A 24,277-nucleotide genomic window follows, 5' to 3' on the forward strand; every position below is an offset into this window, starting at 1 on the left:
GCTTCGCCGCTGAGGTCGGTGCTGAACAGGGCGTGGCCGACCACGTCGAGGGTCAGCGCGCTCATCTCGGCGGCGACGTCGACGACCGTGCCGTCGGGCCGGGTGGACCAGGAGTCGGCGAGGCGGGTGGCGGCGGAGACCATGGCGGGACCGAAACCGAGCAGGTTCCGGCGGGCGAACATGGGCTGGACGAGGCGGCGCTGCCGGGCCCAGGACTCGCCTTCGTTGGTGAGCAGGCCGTTGCCGAGGACCTCGCGCAGGGGCCGGTAGGTGGGTGCCTTGCCGTAGGCGCTCTGGTTGGACACCAGGACGTGCGCCACGTCGTCCGGGTTGGACAGCAGGAGCACGGGATGGCCGGTGACGGACGGGATCCGCACGCGCTCGCCGTAGGTTGCGGCCAGGCTGGTCAGTAGGCCGAGGGGATCCCGGCGGAGCTGCGGCAGGATCGCGAACGTCGCGCGCCCGCGGGGACCGGGGACCGTCGCCATGCCGCCACGGTACTCAGCCGAACGCCGCCTCGCCCAGCGCGAGCAGCGCGAACCCGGCGAACAGGAACCCGGCGACCCGCTGGATGAGCTGGGGCCGCAGCCGTTCGCGGATCTTGCGACCGAGCAGCACGGCGATCCCGCCGACGCCGACCAGCGCCAGCCAGGCGCCGAGGCCGACGAACACCGGCGAGTCGAACCGGGCGGTCAGGCCGGCGGTGGCGAGCTGGGAGGCGTCGCCCCACTCCGCGGCGAACAGCACGCCGAACGACGTCAGCGCCGCGCGGCGGAAGGACACCTCGGCCGGACCGCTCTGCGCGGCGTCCTCCAACTCGCCATCCGGCTTGCTGAAACCCTCACGCAGCAACAGGAGCGCGCCGGCCGCGAACAGCACCGCGACGAGCGCGGCGACCACCCGGTCGGGGAGCAGGGTGAGCGCGGTGCCGAACGCGACGGCGATCACGCACTGCACCGCGAAGGCCACGCTGGCCCCGACGAACACCGGCAGCGGGCGGTACCTCGTGGTCAGCACCAGCGTGGCGATCAGCGTCTTGTCCGGCAGCTCGACGGCCAGGACCAGCGCGAAGGCGGTGACGAAGGCCAGAGATGCGGACGCCATGCCCCGACTGTAGTGTCCGGTGATCCCGATCTATTCACCCCGCGCTGGCGCCCGCGCGGGCCCTGGCTGCGTTGTCGTCAGCCCCGGTAGAGGCTCCGCTACAGGGGACTTCCTCCGCCTTGCCAGGGACCACGTGGATCACCAGCGCGGGGCAAAGCATCAGGATCACCGGACACTTGGGTCGGGACCTAGGTCCTGAGTGCGCGGGACCGCACGACCTGCCGCGGCCGCGCACGAGACGGGACAGTGACCATCGTGGACGTTCTGAACCTGGCCCGGTGGCAGTTCGGGATCACCACCGTCTACCACTTCCTGATGGTGCCGCTGACCATCGGCCTGGCGGTCCTGGTGGCCGGCATGCAGACCGCCTGGGTGCGCACCGGGAAGCCACACTACCTGGCGATGACCCGGTTCTGGGGCAAGCTGCTGCTGGTCAACTTCGCGATGGGCGTGGTCACCGGGATCGTCCAGGAGTTCCAGTTCGGTATGACCTGGAGCGCCTACTCCCGGTTCGTCGGCGACGTGATCGGATCGCCGGTGGCGATGGAGGGCCTGGTCGCGTTCTTCGTCGAGTCCACGTTCCTCGGGCTGTGGATGTTCGGCTGGGACCGGTTGCCGAAACGCGTGCACCTGGCCTGCGCCTGGGCGTTCTCGCTGGCCACGGTCGCCTCGGCATATTTCATCCTGGCCGCGAACTCCTGGATGCAGCACCCGGTCGGGGTGTCGCTTGTGGACGGGCGGCCGCGGCTCACCTCGATCTCCGCCTTGCTGACCAACAACACGGCGCTGGCCGCCATCCCGCACACCATCGCCGGGGCGTTCGCGGTGGCCGGCGCGTTCCTGGTGGGCATCGCGGTGTGGAAGCTCCGGAACAGCACGGACGGCGCCTGGCGGGCATCGCTGAAGCTCGGCGCGGTGGTCGGGGCGGTCGCGTTCGCCGCGCTGGCGATCACCGGTGACCGGCAGGCGAAGCTGATGTTCGAGCAGCAGCCGATGAAGATGGCGGCCGCGGAAGCCTTGTGCCACAGCGAGAGCCCGGCCGGGTTCTCCATCTTCGCCTACGGCGACGTGGCCAAACCGGACTGCGAGAACGTCAAGTCGATCACGGTGCCGGCGCTGCTCTCGTTCCTGGCGCACGGCGACCTGTCCACCGAGGTCAAGGGCATTCAGGAGCTGGTTCCCGAGTATGAAGCCAAGTACGGCGCCGGGGTCGACTATGTGCCGAACCTCCCGGTGACCTACTGGGGCTTCCGGCTGATGATCGGCTTCGGCGCGATCAGCGCCCTGGTCGGGGTGACCGCGCTGTGGCTGACCCGTCGCGGCCGGACACCCTCGCGCTGGCTGGCGCGGCTCGGGTTGGCGTCGATCACGTTGCCGTTCCTGGGAAACAGCTTCGGGTGGATCTTCACCGAGATGGGCCGGCAGCCGTTCGTGGTCGCGCCCAACCCGTCCGGTGTGGACGGTGTGTGGATGCTGACCGCCCAGGGCGTGTCCGGGCTGACCGCGGGTGAGGTGCTGGCCTCGCTGATCGCCCTGACCGCGACCTACACCGTGCTCGCCGTGGTCGAGGTGTACCTGATCGTGCGCCTGGCCCGCGCCGGCACCGAACCCGCGCCGGCCGAGGACACCGACGAGCTGGCGTTCGCCTACTAGGAGCCGACCATGGATCTCGCAACGCTCTGGTTCCTGATCATCGCGCTGTTCTGGCTGGGTTACCTGTTCCTCGAGGGTTTCGACTTCGGCGTCGGCATGCTGCTGCCGGTGCTCGGCCGCGACGAGCCGCGGCGCCGCGCGCTGCTCGGCACGATCGGGCCGGTCTGGGACGCCAACGAGGTCTGGCTGATCGTCGCGGCCGGCTCGATGTTCGCCGCGTTCCCGGCGTGGTACGCGGCCCTGTTCAGCGGCGCCTACCTGGTGGTGGTCGCGGTGCTGCTGGCGCTGATCGGCCGCGGGGTGGCGTTCGAGTACCGCGGCAAGGTCGACTCGGCGCGCTGGCGTCACATCTGGGACGCGCTCATCGTCTTGGGTTCATGGGTTCCCGCGCTGGGTGTCGGGCTGCTGCTGGCGACGACGGTGCTCGGGCTGCCGCTGGGTCCGGACGGCGACCGCGCCGGCTCGGTGCTGGCCGCGATCCGCTGGGATACCGGGCTGGGCGCGCTGGCCGTCGCCGGGTACGCGCTGGTGCACGGCGCGGTGTTCGTCGCGTTGAAGACCGAGGGCGAGCTGCGGGCACGGGCGCGCCGGCTGGCGCTGCGGTTCGGCCCGTTCGCGCTGCTGCCGCTGGACGGTTTTCTGCTGCTGGTGCAGCTGCGCGAAGGATCGCCGTGGACCTGGATTCCGGTCGGGGTGGTCGCCGCCGCGGCGGTCGTGGCGCTGAGCCGGTTGGCGCGCGGGCGGGAGGGGCAGGCGTTCGCGGCGCTCGGCGTGGTGATCACGGGCGCGGTGGTGGCGCTGTTCGGCGCGCTGTATCCCGGCGTTCTTCCGTCCACAGCGGACTCCGCGAACTCGCTGACGGTGGCCGGTGCGGCGGCGAGCCACTACCCGCTGACCGTGCTGACCTGGCTGGCCGCGCTCGCCACCCCGGCCGTACTGGTCTACCAGGGCTGGACCTACTGGGTGTTCCGGAAGCGGATCAGCCATGCGTGACTTCTACTCTCCCGGCCGGATCCGTCCCGCCAACCGGACCGGGAGCGGCCCGCTCGGCGCGCTGCCGAGGCTCTCCTCGTCAGCGCGCCGGGCGTTGGCCGGATGCGGCGTCCTCGCCGCGCTGACCGGCGCCGCGGTGGTCGCCCAGGCCTGGGCGCTGGCCGAAACCCTGACCGGGCACGGGTTCCTGCCGGTTCTGGCGGCCGCGGTGGTGGCCCGCGCGGTGCTGGGCTGGGCGACGCAGGTGGTGGCCGCCCGGGCCGCGGCCGGTGCCAAGGAGGAGCTGCGCGCCACGTTGCTGGACCGCGCGCTCGCGCTGGGTCCGGAGTGGATCGCCGCGCGCGGGCCGGCCGAGCTGACCTCGTTGGCCACCAAGGGTTTGGACGCGCTGGACGGCTACTTCACCAGCTACCTGCCGGCGCTGGTGAACGCCGCGGTCGTGCCGGCCGGGGTGGGTGCGGTGATCCTGCTCGCGGACTGGCCGTCGGCCGTGGTGATCGCCCTGACCGTGCCGCTGATCCCGGTGTTCGCCGTGCTCATCGGCCTGTACACGAAGGACCGGGTGGCGCGCTCGGCGGAGTCCACCCGGCGCCTGTCCGGGCACCTGCTGGAGCTGGTGCGCGCGCTGCCGGTGCTGACCGCGTTCCGCCGGGCGGAGGCGCAGGCCGAGGCGGTGCGCCGGGTCTCCGATGCGCACCGGCGGGCCAGCATGGGGACGCTGCGGGTGGCGTTCACCTCGGCGCTGGTGCTCGAGCTGGTGGCGACATTGTCGGTGGCGCTGGTCGCGGTGATCATCGGGCTGCGCCTGGTGTCCGGCGATCTCGGCTTGGCCGTGGGGTTGTTCGTGCTGATCCTCGCGCCGGAGTGCTACCTGCCGCTGCGCTCCGCCGGGGCCGCGCACCACGCCAGCGAGGACGGCCTCGAAGCGGTGCGCCGGGTCGCCGAGGTGGGGAAGCAACGTGACTGTGCTTCGTTCCCGCTTTCGCTCTACGCGCAGGAACGTGACGTTGCTTTCCAGGAGCTGGTTGTTCGTGATCTTCGGGTGCGCCGCCGCGACCGGTTCGCACCCGATGGCATGTCGTTCACGGCACGACCGGGGGAGGTGGTCCGGCTGGACGGACCGAGCGGTGCGGGCAAGTCAACCGCCATGGGGGTGCTGCTCGGCTTCGTCCAGCCGGACCACGGTCACATCGAAGGTCTGCCCGGCCGCGACCTGATCGCCTGGGTGCCCCAGCGCCCCGCGTTCACCGGCGGCACGGTCGCCGACGAACTGGCGCTCGCGGTGCCCGAGCCGACCCGTGGGGAGCTGGAAACCGTTGCCGGGAAAGCGGTGTGCGCGCAGCTGCTCGACCGGCCGGTGCTTCAACTGTCCACAGGGGAGCGTCAGCGGGTGGCCGTCGCCCGGGCACTGCTCCGGGTCCACCGCGGGGCGCGCCTGCTCCTCCTCGACGAGCCGACCGCGCACCTCGACGCCGGCACCGCCGCCCGGGTCATGGCCGCCGTGCACGCTGCCGCGGCGGGCGGTGTGGCCGTGGTGATCGCCAGCCATCGCAGCGCGGAACCCGTTGCCCGGATGGACGATCAGCCGGTTACGTCCCCTGTGCCCACGACCGGCGAAGCGCCCGGCGAGCGGAGTCCGTTGCGACGGCTCATAACCCCACGCCTCGTCGCCGGTGCGGCCCTGGGCGCGGCGGCGCTGATCTGCGGGGTCGCGCTGACCGCGACCTCGGCGTGGCTGATCGCCAAGGCGGCGCAGCAGCCGCCGATCCTGACCCTCTCCGTGGCCATCGTCGGGGTGCGCGCGTTCGGCCTGGCCCGAGCCGGGCTCCGGTACGCCGAGCGGCTGGTCACCCACGACGCCGCGTTCCGCGCAGCCGCCGACCTTCGCGCCCGGCTCTGGTCCGCGCTGGTCCGCCTCGGCCCGGCCCGCACCCTCGGCCTGCGCCGCACCGAGGGCCTGCAGCGCCTCGTCGACGACGCCGACACGGTCCGCGACCTCACCCCCCGCGTGCTGCTCCCGCCGCTCGTGGCCGCCGGCGCCTGCCTGGTCGCCGTCGCGGTGCAGTTCGCGATCCTCCCCGCCGCCGGCCTCACCCTCGCCGCGGCCGTCCTGCTCGCCGGTCTCGCCGCGCCCGCCCTGGCCGTCGCGCTCGACCGCCGGGCCACCGCCGCGCTCACCAGCGGCCGGCGCCGTGTCACCGCCGGCGTGCTCACCCTCCTCGAGGCCGCCCCCGACCTGATTGCCATGGGGACGCACACCCGTCTCCGCGCCACGCTCGCCCGCACCGACTCCGAACTCGCCGCCCAGGCTCGCCGCCAGGCCTTCGGCGCCGGAGCCGCCCACGCGTTGATCACGCTCGCGACCGGTTTCGCCGCCGTGCTCAGCGTCGGGTCCGCACAGGGGACAAACCTCGATCCGGTGCTGCTGCCGGTGCTCGCCCTGGTGCCGCTGGCGCTCGCCGAGGCGCTCGGGCTCCTGCCGCCCGCGGCTCAGCACGTGCGCGCTCTGCAAGAGGTGCGGGCGCGGGGGGTGGAGTGCGATGAAGGGGGCCTTCCTCGCACTGGGCGTGAGAAAGGCCCCCTTCATCGCACTGTGGCCCTGCATCATGTGCGGGTGCGCTGGCCCGGAGCCGCCGAACCCGCTCTCCAGGACCTCACCCTCTACCTCCCGCCCGGCGCACACGTGGCCGTGGTCGGCCCGTCCGGATCGGGCAAGTCCACGCTCCTGGCTCTGCTGCTGGGTTTCCTCCAACCCGAGCGCGGTACCGCCACCATCCCGGCCAACGTCGCCTGGTGCCCGCAGGAGCCGCAACTCGTCTCCACCACGCTCCGGGAGAACCTCCGCGTCGGCGATCCGCACGCCGACGACGCCAAGCTCGCTGAGGCGCTGACCCAAGCCGGTCTGGACCACTGGGCGGACCGGCTGGACACCCGGCTCGACTTCGGTGGTGCCGCGGCCTCCGGCGGCGAGACGCAGCGCATCGCCCTGGCCCGGGCACTGCTCGCGGCGCCACAAGCGGACCTGGTGCTGCTCGACGAGCCCACCGCGCACCTCGACGAGCCGACCGCGCGCAAGGTCCTCGCCAACCTCCGCGAGGCGCTCGCCGGCAAGACCGTCGTGCACGTGACGCACCGCCCCGAGGAGGTCCTCGGCGCCGACCTCGTGCTCGAGATCGCCTAGCCAGCACAATGCTCACGATGGATCCCACCCTGGCCGCGCGCACGCTCGTCGCGTCGACCGAGATCGCCACGGCGGCGCTGTCCGGCGACGAACCCGACGCGGTGCTGCGCCTGGTCGTGCGCTCCGCGGCCGAGTTGGCCGAGGCCGATCTCGGGCTGGTGTGGGCCCGCGCCGCGGACGGCTCGCTCACCGTCGAGGCGGCGCACGGCAACCCGGCCGCCCCGAACCTGCCGAACAGCTTCGATCCGGTCGGCCTCGTGCTCACCGCCCGGTCGGCGGCCGGCCGGGTGGCCCGCAGCGGGGTGCCGATCGTGGTCGAGGACATCGTGAACGACCCGCGCACGGCCCCGTTCGTGCCGGCCGAGCTGCGCCGCTACGGCCCGTTCGCGGCCGCCCCGTTCGGCACCCGGGAACGCCGGCTCGGCGCGCTGACGGTCTACCGGCGGCGCGGCGCGAGCCCGTTCACCCCGGCCACGGTGGACGTGCTGACCGCGTTCGCCGCGCAGGCCGGCCTGGTGCTGGTGCTGGCCGAGGGCGCCGCGGCGCGCGAGCGGGTCGGCCTCTACGAGGAGCGCGAGCGGATCGCCCGCGACCTGCACGACGTGATCATCCAGCGGCTCTACGCCGCCGGCATGCAGCTCGACCTGCTCACCCGCCGGCCCGGCCGCAAGCTCGCCCGCAGGGACGCCACCCGCCTGGCCGAAGCCGTCGACCAGCTCGACGCCACGATCGCCGACGTCCGCGCCGTGGTCCGGGCCCTGCGCAACCCCGACCCCGACGCCGCGACCCCGGCCGACCTGGCCGAGTCCGCGCGCCGCGAGGTCGCCACGGCCGGTGAGCTGCTCGGCTTCGAGCCGTCCTTCACGGTGACCGGCTCGCTGGACGAGGTCCCGGTCGCGGTCGCCGACCATGCCCGCGCCGCGCTCCGCGAGGCACTGTCCAATGTGGTCAGACACTCCGGCGCGCACACCGTCGGCGTCCGGCTCACCCGGGACCGCGAGGGCCTGCGCCTGACCGTCACCGACGACGGCTGCGGCATCCCGCGCGACGTGACCCGCCGCGGCCTGCAGCACCTCGAGGAGCGCGCCGAGCAGGCCGGCGGCCACTGCCGCGTGGACTCCTCACCCCGCAGCGGAACGACCGTGACCTGGCAGGTCCCGCTCACGTGATTACGGTTGTCCCATGGCGCCGGAACCCGAGAACACCACGACGATCACCGATGTCGCGGTCATGCGTGCCCTGGCCCATCCGAAGCGGATCGCCTTGATCACCCACCTGGCCAGCGCCGGTGCGGCGACGGCCACGGAATGCGCCGGCGTCGTGGGTCTCACCCCGAGCGCGACCAGCTACCACCTGCGCGCGCTGGCGAAGGTGGGGATGGTCGAGGAGGCACCGGGGCGCGGCGATGGCCGGGAGCGGTTCTGGCGCAGCACGGTCGGCAGCTACCAGGTCGAGGACGACCCCGACGCCGACCCCGATGTCCGGGAGGCTCAGCAGGAGCTGCTCGAGACGTTCCTCGTCTCGGAGGAGGCCCAGGTCCGGCAGTACCTGGCCCGGCTCGACGAGGAACCGGAGAAGTGGCGCAAGACCGCCCTGTTCAACAGCAGCGTCCTGCTGGTGACCGTGACTGAGCTCGACTCGCTCAACAAGGCCATCCTCGAGCTGATCGGCCCGTACCGGAAGCGCGTCCGGGAAGACCGGCCGCCGGGCGCCCGCACGGTGTATTCGCTGGTCAGGACGTATCCCATGGATCCACCCTTGCCTGACGAAGATATGAAGTAGATACTTCGAAGTATGTCCTTCACATCTCGGTGGTCCGACGTGTACCTGTCGGCGGGGGCCCGGGCGATCTCCGGCTGCGGCGACTTTCTGGCGGCGACCGCATTGGTGCTGGCGTTGCAGGAGCGCGGTGCGGGCAGCGGCGCGGTGGCCGCGGTCATGATCGCGGCGGCGGTGCCGCCGGTGGTGCTGGCCCGGTGGACCGGCCGGCTTGCCGACCGGGTGGACAGCCGGCTCCTGCTCGTCGGCGCCGGGCTTGCGCAGGCCGCGGTCTGTGTGGCGCTGGCCTACGCCACCGACACCGGGCCGATCGTGGCGCTGATCGCTCTCCTCGGTGCGGGCCTGGCCCTCACCCAACCCACGCTCGGCGCGCTGCTGCCGGCCATGGTGCGCCCCGTGGACCTGGCCAGGGCCAGTGCGATCGGGCAGACCGCGAACTCGATCGGCCTGCTGCTCGCACCGATCGCCGGTGGTGTCCTGGTAGGACAGTTCGGGTTGCGGGTGCCGCTGCTGGTCGATGCGGCGAGCTACCTCGCCCTGGTGGCCGCCGGGTTGCTGATCCGCACCCGCCGCGGCACGCCGGCCGAATCGGCGGACGCGGCACCGGCGCGGGAGTTCCGGCTGCGCACTGACACCCTGCTGCTGGCCGTGTTCGTGCTCATTGGCGCGGTCATCGCCGCGGTGAGCGCGGTGAATGTCGGCGAGGTCTTCCTCGTACGCGGCGAGCTGCATTCGTCGGCCACGGTGTATGGCCTGCTCAGCGCGACCTGGCTGGGCGCCATGCTGATCGGCGCCTGGCTCGTGACGAGGCGCGATCTGGACGACGGCACGCTCGGCATCGCCCTGCTGGTGCTGCTCGCCACCAGCTGCCTGGTGGTGGTCGGCTGCGCCGTGGTCCCGGCGGTCGGCTGGCTGGTCCCACTGTTCGTCATCGGCGGGGCGGGCAACGGAGGCGAGAACGTGGCGGCCAACGTGCTAATCGCGCGCCGCGCCCACCCCGATGTCCGCGGCCGGGCCTACGCGCTCTACGGAGCGGTCACCAACGGCGCCACCGTGATCGGCTTCGTGCTCGGCGGCGCGGTGCTCACCGTGCTCCCGGTCCGGCTGACCCTCGCCGCGGCCGGCGGCCTCGCCCTGGTGATCGCGGCCGCACTCGCGGTGCCGATGCTCCGGGCCGCCGCGGCCGCCCGCTACGAACGGCCGGAGCGGCGGGCCACCCAGGCGACGGCCTGAGTGCGGCGTTCCATGCCCAACTTGGACAGCACGGACGTGACGTAGTTCTTCACGGTCTTCTCGGCCAGGAACAGCCGCTCGCCGATCTCCCGGTTGGACAGGCCCTCGCCCATCAGCGTGAGCACCTCCCGCTCCCGCTCGGTGAGCGCGGCCAGCTCGTCGGTTTCGGCGGCCTTGCGCATCCGGGAGAGCACCCGCGCGGTGGTCACCGGGTCGAGCAGGGAGCGGCCGGCGGCGACCTCGCGGACGGCGTGCACGACGTCCTGGCCGCGGACCTGTTTCAGCAGGTAGCCGGACGCCCCGGCCGTGATCGCCTCGACCAGTGCCTGCTCGTCGTCGAAGGCGGTCAGCACCAGGCAGGCCGGTGGCGGGTCGAGGGAGCGCAGGGAGCGGCACAGCGCGACGCCGTCGCCGTCGGGGAGGCGGACGTCGACCACGGCCACGTCAGGGGAGGTCACCTGGGCGCGGGTCAGGCCCTCGGCGGCAGAGGCGGCCTCGGCCACCACTTCGATGCCGGGCTCGCCGTCGAGCAGGTCGCGCAGCCCGCGGCGGACGATCTCGTGATCGTCCACGAGCAGCACCCGGATGGCCACGGTTTCACAGCTTACGGAGCCGCACCCGGGTGATCCGGTGGTCGGCATCCTTGCGCAGCACCAGCGTCGCCCGCGGGCGGGTGGGCAGGATGTTCGTGATCAGGTTGGGCTCGTTGATCCGCTGCCACAGCCGCATCGCCTCGGCCGCGGCGTCGGGGTCGGAAAGCCCGGCGTAGTGGTGGAAGTGCGAGGCCGGGTCGGCGAAGGCGGTGCCGCGCAGGGCGAGGAACCGTTCGACGTACCAGCGCGCGATGTCCTCGGTGTGCGCATCCACGTAGATCGAGAAGTCGAACAGGTCGGCCACCGCCAGCCGCGGGCCGGGCTGCAGCACGTTGAGGCCCTCGACGATGAGGATGTCCGGGCGCCGCACGGTGATCGTCTCGCCGGGCACGATGTCGTAGGCCAGGTGCGAGTACACCGGGGCGTGCACCTCGTCGGCGCCGGACTTGATCTCGCTGACGAACCGGAGCAGCGCCCGCCGGTCGTAGCTCTCCGGGAAACCCTTGCGGCTCATCAGCCCGCGCCGGATCAGCTCCGCGCGCGGGTGGAGGAACCCGTCGGTGGTCACCAGGTCCACCCGCGGGTGGTCCTCCCAGCGGGCCAGCAGCGTCCGCAGCAGCCGCGCGGTGGTGGACTTGCCGACCGCGACGCTGCCCGCGATGCCGATCACGAACGGCACTTTTTCGGCGGTCTCCTCGCCCAGAAACGCGGTCGTCGCCTCGTAGAGCCGCTGCCGGGCGGCCACCTGAAGGTTGATCAACCGGGACAGCGGCAGGTAGACGTCCTCCACCTCGGCCAGGTCAACCGGGTCGCCCAGGCCGCGCAGCTGGATGACCTCCGCCAGCGTCAGCGTCAGCGGCGTCGCGTGACGCAGCTCCCGCCACTGCTCCCGGCGCAGCTCGACGTACGGCGAGAGCTCCCGGACCTTTACCGATCCCACCGCACAAACGTAAGCGCTTGTGGAAGATTTGCAGTGTGACGCTGTACACCCTGCGCCCGGTCGAACCTCGGGACCGACCGGTGATCGAGCGCCTGCTGACCGAGGCGTGGGGTTCGGCGGTCGTCTACGCCGTGGAGCTGGGCGGCCTGGTGGACGCCAGCGCGCTGCCCGGGTGGCTCGCCGAGCAGGAGCGGGCCGTCCTCGGCCTGCTCACCTACCGGGTCTCCGGCTCCTCGCTGGACATCGTCACGGTCAACGCCTACCGCGACGGCGCCGGCATCGGCACCGCGCTCGTGGAGAAGATCACCGCGCTCGCGCCCGCGCTGGGCGCCAAGCGGGTCCGGGTGGCCACCACCAACGACAACACCGACGCGCTGCGGTTCTACCAGCGCTGCGGTTTCCGGCTGACGGCGGTGCGCCCCGACGCCATGACCAAGGCGCGCCGCCGCCACAAACCGCAGATCCCCGAGATCGGCCACCACGGCATCCCGATCCGCGACGAGATCAACCTCGAGTTCTCGGTCTAAACCGGGCTCAGCACCACCTTGTCGATATCGGGCGCCGCGGCGCCGTCGTTGAACAGCGTGATCAGGTTCAGGCCCGGACGCAGCGGCACGGTCAGCGACTTCCCGAGCAGCGGCGCCGACGGGCTCCAGCCGGTCATCGCGAGCTGGCCGGCGGGGCGGAGGTTCACCTCGACCGCGACCGACTTCGTTCCCTCCGTGCCACCGACCACGGTCAGCACCTGTTCACCCGAGCCGGACGACCACACCGGCAGGTAGAGCCGGTTCAGCCGCGCGCCCCCGACTCCGGTGACCTTCCGGCCGCCCGAGCACACGTCGCAGGCGACCGTGTGCACGGTGCCGAGTTTGAGGCCCTGCTCGGCCTCCCAGGTGAACCCGGCGGGCGCCGATGCCGCGTAGCCGGAGCCGAACCAGACCTCGTCGATGCGCAGCTTGTGGAAATAGTTCGGCGCGTTGTCCTGCGCCCACGTGCTGTCCACATTGAGCCGGAAGTACCGGGCGGGCGCAGTGAGCGTGACGTCGAGGAACTGCACGCTGCGGGTGCTCGGCATGACCCCGGACTTCACCGCCGTCCAGGAAACCCCGTCGGTGCTGGCCTCGAGCCGGTAGTCCTTGATCCGAGCGGAGTCCTCCGGCCGGCCGAACGTGTTGCGGTTGTACGTCGGCGACCACTCGCGCTGGTTGAGCGCCAGGTACACCGGTTTCTGCGGCCGCCCGAGGTCGAGCGTCAGCGCCACCGGCAGCGCGGAGTTGCTGTCCCAGTAGGACAGATAGTCGCCGTCGACGAGGTTCGACGCCGGAAATCCGTCCAAAGTAGACGATGCGCTCGCGGTGACAGAGCTGAGTGGGTACACCCCGACCCGCCCTGACGTTTCCACCTTGAACACCGTGTCGTAGGTGTCCCACGACGTGCTGCCGTCGATCGTCAGCGAGCCGCCGGACTGGCTGAACCGCATCGTCTCCCCGGTCCGCAGGTTCCGCACCCGCGACACCCGGTACCCGTTGTCCCGCAACGTGATCGACGTCGCGGTCGCCGGCTTGGTCAGCACGTGCACGTATTCGAGAGAGGGATCGGCGCGGCTGATCGTGATCACGCCGTGCGCGCCGTCGTTCCAGAAGCCCGGCACCATGCCGCCGTACAGGTACCCGGCGCCCTCCACGCCGGAGATCGACTCCCAGATCGGCCCGAGGTAGCCCGCAGCGAAGTTGTTGAACTCCTCCTGCAGCGGCGGGAACCGCCCGTTGATCTGCGCGGTCTCGGCCATCAGCGAGCGGATCGAGGAGCCGGCGTTGCTGATGATCCGGCCGACCGTGACCGGGTAGTCCACCGGCCCGTCCGTGCCGTCGTACCACCAGTTCCCGCGCGTCGGCAGCTTCCACTCGCCCTCGGTCAGCCGGGGCAGCGGCGTCCACACCGCCTGCGGGTAGTCGTACGCCGGGGTCATGCCGACCTTCTGCTCGTGGCTGACCATGTCCATGACCGGCGTGTCCTCGTTGTTGTTGGACAGCGTCAGGTCCGGCCGCTCCGCGCGGATCCGTTCGTAGAGCCCGTTCTGCTCCCAGTACTCGTTGTCGTTGTCGATCCAGAACCCGGCCAGGTCGCGGTAGCGCTGCATGACCTCGACGACGTTGTCGTAGCTGAACTCGCCGAACCCGGGCCGCAGCTGCAGGTTGACCTCGTGGCCCTTGTACGCCGAGTACGCTGCGGAGTTCATCCAGCTCGGCTTCGTCGTGTCCAGCGCGTCGTTCGGGTCGGTGGGCTGCGGGCGCAGGTGCTCCCAGTACCACTTCGGGTCGTCGGTCATGTAGAGGATCGTCCTGACGCCGCGGGCTTTCCCGGCGGCGATCAGCTCGCCGAGGAAGTCCCGCTGCGTCGAGCACGTGCCGGGGATCGCCGACGGCCAGGCCCGCGCGTAGCCGAGCCGGCTGTGGAACGAGGCGAGCACGACGTACCGGGCGTGCAGCTTCAGCGCCTCGTCGATCCAGTAGTTCGCGTTCCACCCGCCGTCGGTGACCGCGCGCTCCCACTCCGCGCAGTCGGTGTGGCCGGGGGCGGTCCACATACCCCAGTGCAGGAACAGTCCGTTGGTCGACTCGCGCAGCCACTGCTGGCGCGGCTGGAACATCTCGGCCGCCGCGGACGGCGGGGACACCGCCGCCATCCCGAGGGCCAGGCACAGGGCGGCCAGGCCGGCGGTCGCGGCACGGCGGACTCTTCTGGGCATCATCATTGGGCTACACCGCCCTAAAGATGGGATGTTTGCAGGGCAAGCCCACGCTATCAGTGCCGAGATCCGTGTCAACCGCCGTGATAGATCGGATCTAACCGGAGCAGGATTAACGATCCCGCCAGCGGGCAAATCCCGCTATGCGAGGCCTATGAGGAGGTTGACGATGGCTCTCACGGTTCGGTCCATGTGGGACCCGTTCGGCTCGCTCATCCGGCAGCTGGACAGCGATTTCGAGAACATGTTCCGGCGCTCGGGCGGCCGGGCCGGCGCGTTCGTGCCCGCCGCCGACGCGGTCCGGGACGGCGAGGACGTCGTGGTGACGGTCGAGCTCCCCGGTGTCGACGTGGCGAAGGACGTCAACGTCGAAGTGTCGGACGGGCGCCTGCTGATCACCGGCGAGCGCGCCGAGGAGACCAGCCGGGAGGAGGGCGGCGTGCTGATCAGGGAGAGCCGCAGCGGCTCCTTCCGCCGCGAGTTCGCCCTGCCCGAGCACATCACCGCGGACGACATCGAGGCGTCCTACGACCGCGGGCTGCTCCGGATCCGCATCCACGGCGTGGCGAAGCCGAAGGTCGAGCCGCGCCGGATCCAGATCCGCAGCGGCGACGAGGCGGGCACCCCGAAGGTCGTGGAGGGCGACGCTCAGGCCTGAGCCCGGTCCCCGATGACCTCGTCCCAGGCCGCGATCACCTGACGGGCACAGGTTTCCGGCGCGACCCCGCCGACCCCGGTGCCCATGCCGGGCAGCGCGATCGTGCGGACCACCTCCCGGACCGGCTCGCCGTGCTCCAGCGTGCCGTTCCGCCAGAGCCGCAGCACCGCACGGGCGGCCAGGTACGGGTGCACCGTGTCGGGCGGCAGCAGCTCGCCGGGCTGGCGCATGGTGGGCGCGCTGATCAGCCACTCCGGGGCGGGGGAGCCGGTGGGCACGATCAGCGCCTCGCCGACCGGGAGCTCGCCGCCGTGGTAGGCCAGCACGGCGCTGCGCACCTGCTGCTCGATGCTCGGGAAGGCCTGCGCGTACACCGCGTCGATCCCGCCGCGCATCCAACCGAACGAGTTGGCCGGGCTGACCACCGCCTGGGCCGGCACCTCCAGCACCGATCCCCGGTGGACGACGATGTCGGGACGGCCGTTCGCGGCGGCGTCCCACGCCTGGGCCAGCGGCTCACTCACTGCGCACAGCACGAGCGTGAGCGGCGCGGGCTCAGGATTCAGGTCTGTTGCGGACGTGGCCGTGTCAGCCTCCGGATCGGCGATCACGTACTAGGGCGGCACCACCTGTATACCGCGCGTGACAACCGTTTGGTAACTGGGAAACCGGATCACCAGCCTATTGCCGGCGAGCCGATCGGGTGATCATCTCGCCGGCTCCGGCGTGTCGTGTTGAATTGGCTCGCTCCGCTCGCGTGAGCGGGCAGTGACATTGGGCTCGCTCCGCTCGCGGGAGCGGGCCTTGATGCGGTGTCTTCCCTCCTGCGCTGCTCGGTCGCTCGTTCCTCGCTCCCTGCGCTGCTCGTCAGTCCAGACACCGCCGGCCCGCTCGGGTCTTGGAGCTCTAGGGTGGCGCCCGTGTCGAGCATCGCGTATCTGGGGCCGCAGGGGACGTTTGCCGAGCAGGCCGCCCTTGCCTACGGCGGCGGGCACGAGCTGGTGCCGGTGCCGACCGTGCCGGCGGCGCTGCGGGCCGTCCGGGCCGGCGAGGCCGGTCTCGCCTGCGTTCCGGTGGAGAACTCGGTCGAGGGCGCGGTCGGGCCCACCATGGACGGGCTCGCGGTCGGCGACCCGCTGCTCGCCGTCGCCGAGATCGTGCTGCCGGTCGGGTTCTCCGTGCTGGTCCGGCCCGGCACCGCGGCGGCCGACGTGCGCACCGTGGCCAGCCATCCGCACGCGCTGGCCCAGGTCCAGGGCTGGCTCGAGAAGCACCTGCCGAACGCCCGGCCACTCGCCGCGACGTCCACCGCGGCCGCCGCGGTCGGGGTGCGCGACGGGGACTTCGACGCGGCGGTCACCGCACCGGTCGCGGCCAGCCACTACCCGCTGCACGAGCTCGCCACCGGGGTCGCCGACGTGGCCGACGCGGTGACCCGGTTCTTCGTGCTCAGCCTGCCCGGTCGCATCCCGGAGCCGACCGGGGCGGACCGGACGTCGGTGGTCATGGTGGCCCAGGCGGACCGCACCGGGGTGCTCGCCGAGCTGTTGACCGAGCTCGCCGTGCGCGGGATCAACCTCTCCCGGATCGAGTCCCGGCCGATCAAGGGCCGGCTCGGCGAGTACCGCTTCTACCTGGACATGGACGGTCACGTGGCCGAGCCGCGGGTGGGTGACGCGCTCGCCGCGCTCCACCGGCGCTGCCGCGAGCTGCGCTTTCTCGGGTCCTATCCGAAGGCCGACGGGGTGCCGTCCAGCGTGGCAGAGGGCAACGCCCCGGCCGACTACGCCGCGGCCGCGGACTGGCTGAACCGGCTGCGGCACCGCTGACCGGGTGAATTCCCGGCGCGTTTTGTCGGGGTTCGGGTCTAGGCTCGCGCCCGGGTGGGGAGATCACACCAATCAGACTGGAGGTCGATCATGTCCGCGTCCGAGGTCGCGGTCCGCGCGGAGGCGCTGGTCAAAACGTTCGGCTCGACCCGCGCGCTGGACGGGGTCGATCTGGAGATCACCACCGGGACCGTGCTCGGCCTGCTCGGGCCGAACGGCGCCGGGAAGACGACCACCGTCCGCATCCTGACCACGTTGCTCAAACCGGACTCCGGCCGGGCCTGGGTGGCCGGGCACGACGTGCTCGCCGACCCGCAGGCGGTGCGCCGCTCGATCGGCCTGTCCGGCCAGTACGCCGCGGTCGACGAGAACCTGACCGGCTACGAGAACCTGTGGATGTTCGGCCGGCTCTACGGCATGAACCGCTCCGACGCCGCGGCCCGGGCGCGCGCGCTGCTCGGCCGGTTCAACCTGGACGAGGCCGCCGAGCGCCCGGCGAAGACGTACTCCGGCGGCATGCGGCGCCGGCTCGACCTGGCCAGCGCGCTGGTGGCCGAGCCGGCCGTGGTGGTGCTCGACGAGCCGACCACCGGGCTGGACCCGCGCGGCCGGCTGGAGACCTGGGAGGTGATCGGTGAGCTGGTCGCCGACGGCGCCACCGTGCTGCTCACCACCCAGTACCTCGAGGAGGCCGACCAGCTCGCCGACACCATCCTGGTCATCGATCACGGCAAGGTGATCGCCAGTGGCACGGCCGACCAGCTCAAGGCTCAGGCCGGCCGGGAGCAGCTCGAGCTCGTGGTCACCGAGGCCGCCGAGGTGGAGCTGGCCAGGAAGGTCCTCATCGAGGTGGGCAGCAGCGACCCGGTGATCGACGAGAAGGCCAAACGGGTCTCCGTCCACGTCGACACCGGCCCCAAGGCGCTCATCGAGGCGCTGCGCCGGCTCGACGCCCAGGACGTCGCGGTGCTCGACGTCGCCCTGCACCGCCCCACCCTGGACGACGTGTTCCTGGCCCTCACCGGCCACGCCGCCGAGGACCAGGCCAACGGCGACAAGGCCCGTAGCCGCCGCCGCAAGCAGAAGGAAGAGGTTCCCGCATGATCAAATCCTCGGCGGGCCACTCGCGCGGGCCGGCGGTGTCTGGACTGACGAGCAGCGCAGGGAGCGAGGAACGAGCGACCGTGCAGCGCAGGAGGGAAGACACCGCGTCAAGGCCCGCGCACGCGAGCGGAGCGAGCCGAAAGGACACAGCATGAGCGTGATCACCGTTGGCGCCCGGGACAGCGGGATCATCACCTGGCGCAACCTGACCAACATCCGGCGCCAGCCCGACCTGCTGCTCGGCGCCACACTGCAGCCGATCATGTTCGTGCTGCTGTTCGCCTACGTGTTCGGCGGCAGCTTCGGCGGCGCCAACTACCGCGAGTTCCTGATGGGCGGGATCTTCGCCCAGACCGTGGCGTTCAACTCGGCGTACACCACCATCGGGTTCGCCGCGGACCTGCAGAAGGGGATCATCGACCGGTTCCGCTCGCTGCCCATGTCCCGGGGCGCGGTGCTGCTCGGCCGGACCACCTCCGACCTGGCGGTGAGCGCGCTCGGCCTGCTGATCATGTCGCTGTGCGGGTTGATCGTCGGCTGGCGGATCCGGGGCAGTGTCGGTGACGCCGTGCTCGGCTACCTGGTGCTGCTGCTGTTCTCGTTCGCCATGTCCTGGGTCGGCGCCATCGTCGGGATGGCCTCGGGCAGCGTCGAGGTGGCGCAGAGCGCCGGGTTCATCTGGATGTTCCCGGTCACCTTCATCTCGTCGGCGTTCGTCTCGCAGAACACGCTGCCCGGCCCGCTGAAGACCATCGCCGAGTGGAACCCGGTCACCTCGGTCGCAGACTCCGCCCGCGACCTGTTCCACAACCGCATCACCGGCGGCATCCTCGACCGCGGCACCAGCTGGCCCGCCCAGCACGCCCCGCTCTACGCGACCCTCTGGTGCATCGGCCTGCTCGCCGTCTTCATGCCGCTGGCCATCGCCAAGTACCGCAAGGTGGCCAGCAAGTAGCCATGAGGATCATGCCGCTCGGGGACTCGATCACCGACGGGGACGGGAGCACGGACGGCGGCGGTTACCGGCGGCTGCTGAGCCGGGCGCTGGCCGAGGCCGGACACGACGCGGTGTTCGTCGGCTCGGTGCGCGACGAGGTGGCCGGGCTCGACCACGAAGGCCATCCCGGCTGGGAGATCGACGACCTCACCGGGCAGGTCGAAGGCTGGCTCACCGGCGCGCGGCCGGACGCGGTGCTGCTGCACATCGGCACCAACGATCTCGGCCGCGCGCTGGACCTGCCCGGCGCGCCCGCCCGGCTCGGCACCCTGATCGACACGATCCTCCGCACCGCCCCGACGGTCACCCTCCACGTCGCCTCCCTCGCCGCGGTCGGCACCGACGACCTGCAACGCCTCGTCGACGCCTTCAACGCCGAGATCCCCCGCCTGGTCAAGGAACGCGTCCGAGCCGGCTTCGACGTCCGCTGCGTCGACATCGCCGCCCGGCTCACCCGCACCCACGCCGCGGACCGGCTGCACCCCAACGATCTCGGCTACGCCGTCATGGCCGACACCTGGTTCGCCGCGCTGACCCGGCGTGTTGGCCCCTGACGTCGCCATGTTGGCCCCTGACGTCGCCGTGTTGGCGTCTGGCGTCGCCGTGTTGGCCGCTGGTGCGGTGGGCACGAGTGGAGGGGGACGGTTGCCCGGGATCGGTGTCGCCGTCACGAGCCAACACGGCGACACGATCGGCCAACACACCGTCGCCGCGGGCCAACACACCGACGTGGGCCGCCAACACGCCCGGTCAGGAGCGTGGGCGGACCACCGGGAGCCGGTCCAGCTCGAAGCCGAAGATCGTCCGGTAGACGTCGAAGATCTCCGTCTCGCCGGCGAGCGTGGTCTCGGTGCGGGTGTCACCGACGGTGGTGATCAGGCGGTCGCCACTGATCGAGATCCGGCCGTCCTCCGTGCGCAGCGAGCACATCAGGCTCTGGGTGAAGTGCGACGCCGGCGAGGTCTGCTGCCACCACGAGCCGACCTCGAACTCCTCGAGTTCTCGTGGCCGCTGCTCCATCCGGTACTGCGGCACCCCGTCGCGCAGCACCTCGACGTCCCCGTGCGGGGCGTCCACGACCAGGAACTTCCCGTCCGGGTCGTCCTGCGCGTCCGGCCAGTCGAGCCGGAGCGGGTACCGGCTGTGCTTGCCGAAGCCCACGTCGGCGAGCCACCGCTCACCGTCAAGCTCGACGACCAGCGCCAGGTGGTCGAACGGGATGCCCAGCGTGCCGTCCTCGCCGAACACCCGCGCCGCCCGCCGGCGGACCTGAAACCCCAGCGCGGCAAGCAAAGCCGCGAACGCGCCGTTGAGCTCGTAGCAGAACCCGCCACGCCGCCGCCGGACGATCTTGTCGACCAGCGCGGCCTCGTCCAGGGTGATCGCCTCGTCCAGGTGGATGCCCAGGTTCTCGAACGGCACCGTGCTCAGGTGCCGCTCGTGCAGCTCCCGCAACAACCCCAGGCTCGGCGCACCAGCCGGCCCAGGTAGCCCGATCCTGCGCAGGTACGCCGCGGCGGTCTCATGGTCCATCCACCCACTGTGCCTCATGCGGAACGTGGGTTGTGCGCAGCGGAGTCCGTGGGCGACCAACGCAACCTCAGGGGACCGTGGCGGTACTCAGCCACAATCCACCGGATGTCCGCACTGCTCGCTGGGACGCAACCAACACATCAAAATTCCGGGGAGGCGGACTATCAACCGGCCCCGCTGAGCCTCGCCAGTTCGCGCTCGGCCTCCGGGGTGGAGCTGATCACCCGGGCGGCGTCGGCCAGCCGGAACCGGACGAAGGACGCCTGGGCGGACAGGTCGGCGTCCGGCTCGCCGTCGAGGTAGGTCTGCCAGCTGGCGACCGGGATCGGCGCGGTCATCCCCTCGAACCGGGCGGCGAGCGACCACTGCCCGCGCTCCACCGTGATCAGCACAAACGCCTCGAGCCAGTGCCCCTCGGTGTGCACCGGCCCCTGCAGCAGCAGGTGCCGGCGGCCCTCCTCGAGCACGTCGAATCCCTGGCCGGCGAGGTCCGCGCACATGTCCGCGACCGGCCGGGGGAACTCAAGCTCCGTCACCGCCATAAGCATCCTCCGCATCCCGGACAGGGTCCCGAGCAGCGGTGCACTCCCGATCGATGGTGGCTCAACGCGTGCTGAATGGGCGCGTTTATTCTTGGCGGATCCGAGGTATGTCTCGTTGACGAGCAACCCGACCCCGCTCCCACCCGTCCCTTCACCAGAGCGTCCAGGAAAGTCGGGGCTGGAGGCGAGGTAGCCATGACACGTAGCAAGCTTCTCTCGGTGACCGGAATCGCGATGGTCGCCCTGTGCGCCGCCGCGTGCAGCGGGGCCGTCTCGGGAGGGTCGGCCGCGCCGGCGGTGCCGACCGTCGGTTCGTCGACGGCCAGCTCACCGGCGCCGTCCACCTCGGAACCGCCCAGCGCGGTGCCACCGGCCGCGCCGGCCGAGCAGCCCGCGCCCGCCGCACCGCCCGAGGCCGCGGCGTCCAGCGACTGCAAGGCGGCCGAGCTGACGTTGTCCCTGGGACACGGCGAAGGAGCCGCGGGCACGGTGTACCGCCCGCTGCGGTTCACCAACAAGGGCAGCCGCACCTGCACCATCCAGGGCTTCCCCGGGGTGTCCTATGTAGCCGGTGCGGACGGTCACCAGGTCGGCCCGGCCGCGTTCCGGGTCGGCACCAAGGGCCCGGCCATCGCGCTCGCACCCGGTGCGACCGTGAACGCTCCGGTCGGCTTCACCCAGGTGCGCAACTTCGACGCCCGCGCGTGCCGGCCGACCGCGGTGAACGGCCTGCGGGTGTACCCGCCGCACGACACCGCCGCCATGTTCGTGCCGATGGACGGCACGGGCTGCGCCGGAAACCCGCCGGGCAACCAGCTCGTGGTCAAGACCGTCCAAAGTGGAGCGGGGGCCTAGTCTGGGAAGGAATGTGACATTGCCGCGTTAGAAGGAAAGCAATGTGACATTCATTCCTGGTCCATCAGCCCGGTGCGCCAGGCCCAGGCGGCGATCTCCACCCGGTTCCGGGCGCCGATCTTCGCCTGGACCGCGGCCAGATGCGTCTTCACCGTCGACAGTGACAGGTACAGCTCGGTGCCGATCTCGGTGTTGGTCAACCCGCGCGCGGCCGCCCGCGCCACGTCCAGTTCCCGCGCGGTCAGCGGCTCGGCCGGCGTGTCCGCCGGGTCCGCCGCGTGCGGCTTGGCGTAGTGCCGCAGCAGCCGCACGGTGATCTGCGGCGACACCAGCGCGTCGCCGCGGGCGGCCGCCCGCACGGCCTCCATGAGCAGCGCCGGCCCGGCGTCCTTGAGCAGGAACCCGCTGGCGCCGTTGGACAAGGCACTGTGCACGTACTCGTCGAGGTCGAACGTGGTCACCACGACGACCTTCAACGGATCCGCCACCCCCGGCCCGGCCAGCGCCTTCGTCACCTCGAGCCCGTCCATGCCCGGCATCCGCACGTCCAGCAGGCACACGTCCGGCCGCAGCTCGCGGGCCCGCCGCACCGCCTCGACCCCGTCCGGAACGTCCGCGACCACCTCGATGTCGTCCTGCGTCTCCAGGATCATCCGGAATCCGGCCCGGACCATCTCCTGGTCGTCCGCGATCAACACTTTGATCAATTCGTGCCCCTCAGGGGAAGTGCCACCTTCACGACCCAGCCGCCGTCGCCGCCCGGGCCGGCGCTGAAGAAGCCACCGAGCAGTTCGACCCGCTCGCGCATGCCGATCAGACCGTAACCACCGGACCCGCCCGCCGGATCGCTCCGCCGCGCCGTGCCGTCGTCTTTCACGAAAACGTTGAGCTGGTCGCCATAGTCGCCGTAGCCCTTGGCCACCCCGACGAACACGCTGGTCGCGCCGGCCGCGTGCTTGCTCACGTTGGTCAGCGACTCCTGCACCAGCCGCAGCACCGACCGGCCCATCTCGACCGGCAGCGTCTCCGGCAACGACAGTTCCAAGTGGACAGATGGCCCGGTGAACCCGGCCACCAGCGCCCGGATGTCCGCGGCCAGATCGCTGGTCGCCTGCCGCGCCGCCGTCGACTCCCCGGCCGGCTCGGCCCCGCGCAGACTCCCGACCAGCATCCGCATCGCCGTCAGCGCCTCGGTCCCGCTGTTCTCGATCTTCTCCAACGCCCCCACCGCGACGGCCGGGTCCCGCTCCGCCACCATCCGCGCCGCCTGCGCCGCCACCACCATGCCGGTGACATGGTGCGCCACCACGTCGTGCAGCTCCCGCGCCAGCGCCATCCGCTCCGCCTGCCGTACCCCGGTCACCGCCACCCGCATCGTCCGGCCGCGGTCCGCGTCCCGAGCCCGGAAGTACAGCCCCGCGATCACGGAGATGACCAGCAGGAACCCCAACGGCAGCACCGCGTCTTTACGACGCGCGACCGGCTCCAGGTTCGCCACCACCAACGCCGCCACGCTCCACACCGCCGGTCGTGTCGCGGCGTACCGGGTGACGAACGCGACCAGCGCCATCCCGGCGGCGAGCTGCGACAACGTGAACGGCAGATCCCTGGACGAACTCACGAAGGCCAGCGCCGGCAGCGTCGTCACCGCCGTCGCACCCGCCCCGATCAGCGCACACCGCACCGGAAACCGCGGCGCGAAAAACGCACACACCGCGGTCACCATCGCCCCGGCCACCGCCAGCATCTGCAGCACCTCACGGTGCACATCCAGCCCGAACGCCGAAAACCCACCCCCGGTCGCACCGATGTCGAACAGCAGCAACACCGTCAGCGCCGCCCCCAACGGCCACTGCCGCCGCACCAGCGCGTTCAGCTCGGACCCGCCGCCCTGCTCCCGCCGCAGGTACAACCCCGCCGTCACACAGATCACCAGCAACGCCAACCCGAACCCCAGTGACGCGAACTCGTACCTCCCACGCTCCCGAATCCCCACCGCCCCCAGCGCCGCGATCACCAGCGCCGCCACCCCCAGCACCGCGACCTCCGCCTGCGCCCGCCACGCCACCAGCACCACCAGCGCCCCGCCCGCCAGCACCTCCGACAGCAGCAAGCTCTCGATCCCCACCCACTGCGGCACCGTCCCCGTCGCCCTGATCACCACCGACGACCCGATCAGCACCGCTCCCGCCCCCGCCGCCGCCACCCCCGGCCACCGCACCCCCAGATACACACACCCCAGCAGCGCCGCCGCCCCCGGCAACGCGAACACATACCCCCGGCTCCCCCCCGCCGCCGACAGCACCACATCAACCAGGAACGCCGCACCCAGCAGCCCCACCAACCACCGCCGCGACTCCGTAAGCCCGTTCACAGCAGCTCAACCTATTGCCCCCACCCCCACCCCACCTCGGCCAACCGGCGCCCCCACCTCAGCCGATCGGCCACTTCCCCCGTGTCATTCCCGGCCGTCCGGCGCCCCACCCCGCCCGTCCGGCCGATCCGCCCCCCACCGTCCACAAGCGACGCTGGAC

At 71.8% G+C, this 24,277-nt stretch carries 23 protein-coding genes; 13 read left to right on the forward strand and 10 right to left on the reverse strand.

From position 1 onward, the window contains the following. Window positions 1-488: cytochrome P450 (locus tag VGR06_RS43155; protein WP_327565068.1), on the reverse strand; the 488-nt coding region annotated here is incomplete at its 3' end. A 13-nt stretch (window positions 489-501) separates the two neighbouring features. Beyond that, window positions 502-1,104 carry a TMEM165/GDT1 family protein gene (locus VGR06_RS43160; RefSeq protein ID WP_327565069.1) on the reverse strand — a complete coding sequence of 201 codons (603 nt, stop codon included), beginning with the start codon at window positions 1,102-1,104 and terminating at the stop codon, window positions 502-504. Between the two features lie 255 nt (window positions 1,105-1,359). Here VGR06_RS43160 and VGR06_RS43165 point away from each other — a divergent pair, with 255 nt between their 5' ends. The 6 genes from VGR06_RS43165 to VGR06_RS43190 are packed head-to-tail and all read left to right on the forward strand — an operon-like array spanning window position 1,360 to window position 9,943. After that, window positions 1,360-2,757, forward strand: a complete 1,398-nt coding sequence (locus VGR06_RS43165; RefSeq protein ID WP_327565070.1) for a cytochrome ubiquinol oxidase subunit I — start codon at window positions 1,360-1,362, stop codon at window positions 2,755-2,757. Between the two features lie 9 nt (window positions 2,758-2,766). Next, a complete protein-coding gene (gene cydB, locus VGR06_RS43170) occupies window positions 2,767-3,750 on the forward strand; it encodes a cytochrome d ubiquinol oxidase subunit II (RefSeq protein ID WP_327565071.1) in 984 nt (327 codons plus the stop codon). Continuing rightward, window positions 3,743-6,931 (forward strand): thiol reductant ABC exporter subunit CydD, encoded by a 3,189-nt coding sequence (cydD, locus tag VGR06_RS43175; protein WP_327565072.1) that lies wholly within the window; start codon window positions 3,743-3,745, stop codon window positions 6,929-6,931. Before cydB ends, cydD begins: the two co-directional genes overlap by 8 nt. Before the next feature lie 17 nt (window positions 6,932-6,948). Then, window positions 6,949-8,100, forward strand: a complete 1,152-nt coding sequence (locus VGR06_RS43180) for a GAF domain-containing sensor histidine kinase (protein ID WP_327565073.1) — start codon at window positions 6,949-6,951, stop codon at window positions 8,098-8,100. Window positions 8,101-8,113: 13 nt separating this feature from the next. Beyond that, complete coding sequence (locus VGR06_RS43185) at window positions 8,114-8,713, forward strand: ArsR/SmtB family transcription factor (protein ID WP_327565074.1); 600 nt, start codon at window positions 8,114-8,116, stop codon at window positions 8,711-8,713. A 12-nt stretch (window positions 8,714-8,725) separates the two neighbouring features. After that, window positions 8,726-9,943, forward strand: coding sequence for an MFS transporter (locus VGR06_RS43190; RefSeq protein ID WP_327565075.1), 1,218 nt, complete (start codon window positions 8,726-8,728; stop codon window positions 9,941-9,943). Here VGR06_RS43190 and VGR06_RS43195 read toward each other — a convergent pair. After that, window positions 9,901-10,536, reverse strand: a complete 636-nt coding sequence (locus tag VGR06_RS43195) for a response regulator transcription factor (protein WP_327565076.1) — start codon at window positions 10,534-10,536, stop codon at window positions 9,901-9,903. The genes VGR06_RS43190 and VGR06_RS43195 overlap by 43 nt on opposite strands. Window positions 10,537-10,540: 4 nt before the next feature. Next, window positions 10,541-11,476 (reverse strand): type I pantothenate kinase, encoded by a 936-nt coding sequence (gene coaA / locus VGR06_RS43200; RefSeq protein WP_327565077.1) that lies wholly within the window; start codon window positions 11,474-11,476, stop codon window positions 10,541-10,543. 35 nt (window positions 11,477-11,511) lie between these two features. Here coaA and VGR06_RS43205 point away from each other — a divergent pair, with 35 nt between their 5' ends. Then, complete coding sequence (locus VGR06_RS43205) at window positions 11,512-12,003, forward strand: GNAT family N-acetyltransferase (RefSeq protein WP_327565078.1); 492 nt, start codon at window positions 11,512-11,514, stop codon at window positions 12,001-12,003. Here VGR06_RS43205 and VGR06_RS43210 read toward each other — a convergent pair. Beyond that, window positions 12,000-14,225, reverse strand: coding sequence for an alpha-L-fucosidase (locus VGR06_RS43210; protein ID WP_327565079.1), 2,226 nt, complete (start codon window positions 14,223-14,225; stop codon window positions 12,000-12,002). The two genes, VGR06_RS43205 and VGR06_RS43210, sit on opposite strands and share 4 nt — an antisense overlap. A gap of 169 nt (window positions 14,226-14,394) precedes the next feature. On the opposite strand from VGR06_RS43210, the gene VGR06_RS43215 reads away from it, so the two are divergent. Continuing rightward, window positions 14,395-14,883 (forward strand): Hsp20/alpha crystallin family protein, encoded by a 489-nt coding sequence (locus tag VGR06_RS43215; protein ID WP_327565080.1) that lies wholly within the window; start codon window positions 14,395-14,397, stop codon window positions 14,881-14,883. On the opposite strand, the gene VGR06_RS43220 is transcribed toward VGR06_RS43215, so the two are convergent. Further along, window positions 14,874-15,449 carry a macro domain-containing protein gene (locus VGR06_RS43220; RefSeq protein ID WP_327565131.1) on the reverse strand — a complete coding sequence of 192 codons (576 nt, stop codon included), beginning with the start codon at window positions 15,447-15,449 and terminating at the stop codon, window positions 14,874-14,876. The two genes, VGR06_RS43215 and VGR06_RS43220, sit on opposite strands and share 10 nt — an antisense overlap. A 354-nt stretch (window positions 15,450-15,803) precedes the next feature. Here VGR06_RS43220 and pheA point away from each other — a divergent pair, with 354 nt between their 5' ends. The 4 genes from pheA to VGR06_RS43240 all read left to right on the forward strand — a co-directional run bounded on the left by pheA (window position 15,804) and on the right by VGR06_RS43240 (window position 19,367). Next, window positions 15,804-16,712, forward strand: coding sequence for a prephenate dehydratase (gene pheA, locus VGR06_RS43225; RefSeq protein WP_327565081.1), 909 nt, complete (start codon window positions 15,804-15,806; stop codon window positions 16,710-16,712). A 90-nt stretch (window positions 16,713-16,802) separates the two neighbouring features. Then, entirely contained in the window at window positions 16,803-17,816 is a 1,014-nt protein-coding gene (locus tag VGR06_RS43230) for an ATP-binding cassette domain-containing protein (RefSeq protein ID WP_327565082.1), read from the forward strand. Between the two features lie 151 nt (window positions 17,817-17,967). Then, the gene (locus VGR06_RS43235; RefSeq protein WP_327565083.1) at window positions 17,968-18,771 is read left to right on the forward strand and encodes an ABC transporter permease; all 804 of its coding nucleotides are present in this window, start codon (window positions 17,968-17,970) and stop codon (window positions 18,769-18,771) included. 2 nt (window positions 18,772-18,773) lie between these two features. After that, window positions 18,774-19,367, forward strand: coding sequence for an SGNH/GDSL hydrolase family protein (locus VGR06_RS43240; protein ID WP_327565084.1), 594 nt, complete (start codon window positions 18,774-18,776; stop codon window positions 19,365-19,367). 196 nt (window positions 19,368-19,563) lie between these two features. Here the strand turns inward: VGR06_RS43240 and VGR06_RS43245 are convergent, their stop codons facing one another. Both VGR06_RS43245 and VGR06_RS43250 read right to left on the reverse strand, forming a co-directional pair. Continuing rightward, window positions 19,564-20,346: an arylamine N-acetyltransferase family protein gene (locus VGR06_RS43245; protein ID WP_327565085.1), complete on the reverse strand. Its 783-nt coding sequence runs from the start codon at window positions 20,344-20,346 to the stop codon at window positions 19,564-19,566. Between the two features lie 164 nt (window positions 20,347-20,510). Next, entirely contained in the window at window positions 20,511-20,882 is a 372-nt protein-coding gene (locus tag VGR06_RS43250; RefSeq protein WP_327565086.1) for a hypothetical protein, read from the reverse strand. 225 nt (window positions 20,883-21,107) lie between these two features. Between VGR06_RS43250 and VGR06_RS43255 the strand changes: the two genes are divergently transcribed. Continuing rightward, window positions 21,108-21,743, forward strand: coding sequence for a DUF4232 domain-containing protein (locus VGR06_RS43255; RefSeq protein WP_327565087.1), 636 nt, complete (start codon window positions 21,108-21,110; stop codon window positions 21,741-21,743). A 50-nt stretch (window positions 21,744-21,793) separates the two neighbouring features. Here VGR06_RS43255 and VGR06_RS43260 read toward each other — a convergent pair whose 3' ends face one another. Together VGR06_RS43260 and VGR06_RS43265 are read right to left on the reverse strand one after the other, a co-directional pair. Next, entirely contained in the window at window positions 21,794-22,450 is a 657-nt protein-coding gene (locus VGR06_RS43260) for a response regulator transcription factor (RefSeq protein WP_327565088.1), read from the reverse strand. Next, the gene (locus VGR06_RS43265; protein WP_327565089.1) at window positions 22,447-24,117 is read right to left on the reverse strand and encodes a sensor histidine kinase; all 1,671 of its coding nucleotides are present in this window, start codon (window positions 24,115-24,117) and stop codon (window positions 22,447-22,449) included. Before VGR06_RS43265 ends, VGR06_RS43260 begins: the two co-directional genes overlap by 4 nt. Window positions 24,118-24,277 lie beyond the last annotated feature (160 nt).

It is taken from the genome of Actinophytocola sp., from assembly GCF_036002505.1.
GTDB lineage: Bacteria > Actinomycetota > Actinomycetes > Mycobacteriales > Pseudonocardiaceae > DASYTH01.

Coding starts and splice junctions, on each gene's coding strand:
- VGR06_RS43240 (WP_327565084.1), top strand. CDS start 18,774: ATGAGGATCATGCCGCTCGGGGACTCGATCACCGACGGGGACGGGAGC.
- VGR06_RS43210 (WP_327565079.1), bottom strand. CDS start 14,225: ATGCCCAGAAGAGTCCGCCGTGCCGCGACCGCCGGCCTGGCCGCCCTG.
- VGR06_RS43190 (WP_327565075.1), top strand. CDS start 8,726: ATGTCCTTCACATCTCGGTGGTCCGACGTGTACCTGTCGGCGGGGGCC.
- VGR06_RS43185 (WP_327565074.1), top strand. CDS start 8,114: ATGGCGCCGGAACCCGAGAACACCACGACGATCACCGATGTCGCGGTC.
- VGR06_RS43235 (WP_327565083.1), top strand. CDS start 17,968: ATGAGCGTGATCACCGTTGGCGCCCGGGACAGCGGGATCATCACCTGG.
- cydB (WP_327565071.1), top strand. CDS start 2,767: ATGGATCTCGCAACGCTCTGGTTCCTGATCATCGCGCTGTTCTGGCTG.
- VGR06_RS43215 (WP_327565080.1), top strand. CDS start 14,395: ATGGCTCTCACGGTTCGGTCCATGTGGGACCCGTTCGGCTCGCTCATC.
- cydD (WP_327565072.1), top strand. CDS start 3,743: ATGCGTGACTTCTACTCTCCCGGCCGGATCCGTCCCGCCAACCGGACC.
- VGR06_RS43160 (WP_327565069.1), bottom strand. CDS start 1,104: ATGGCGTCCGCATCTCTGGCCTTCGTCACCGCCTTCGCGCTGGTCCTG.
- VGR06_RS43230 (WP_327565082.1), top strand. CDS start 16,803: ATGTCCGCGTCCGAGGTCGCGGTCCGCGCGGAGGCGCTGGTCAAAACG.
- VGR06_RS43245 (WP_327565085.1), bottom strand. CDS start 20,346: ATGGACCATGAGACCGCCGCGGCGTACCTGCGCAGGATCGGGCTACCT.
- VGR06_RS43180 (WP_327565073.1), top strand. CDS start 6,949: ATGGATCCCACCCTGGCCGCGCGCACGCTCGTCGCGTCGACCGAGATC.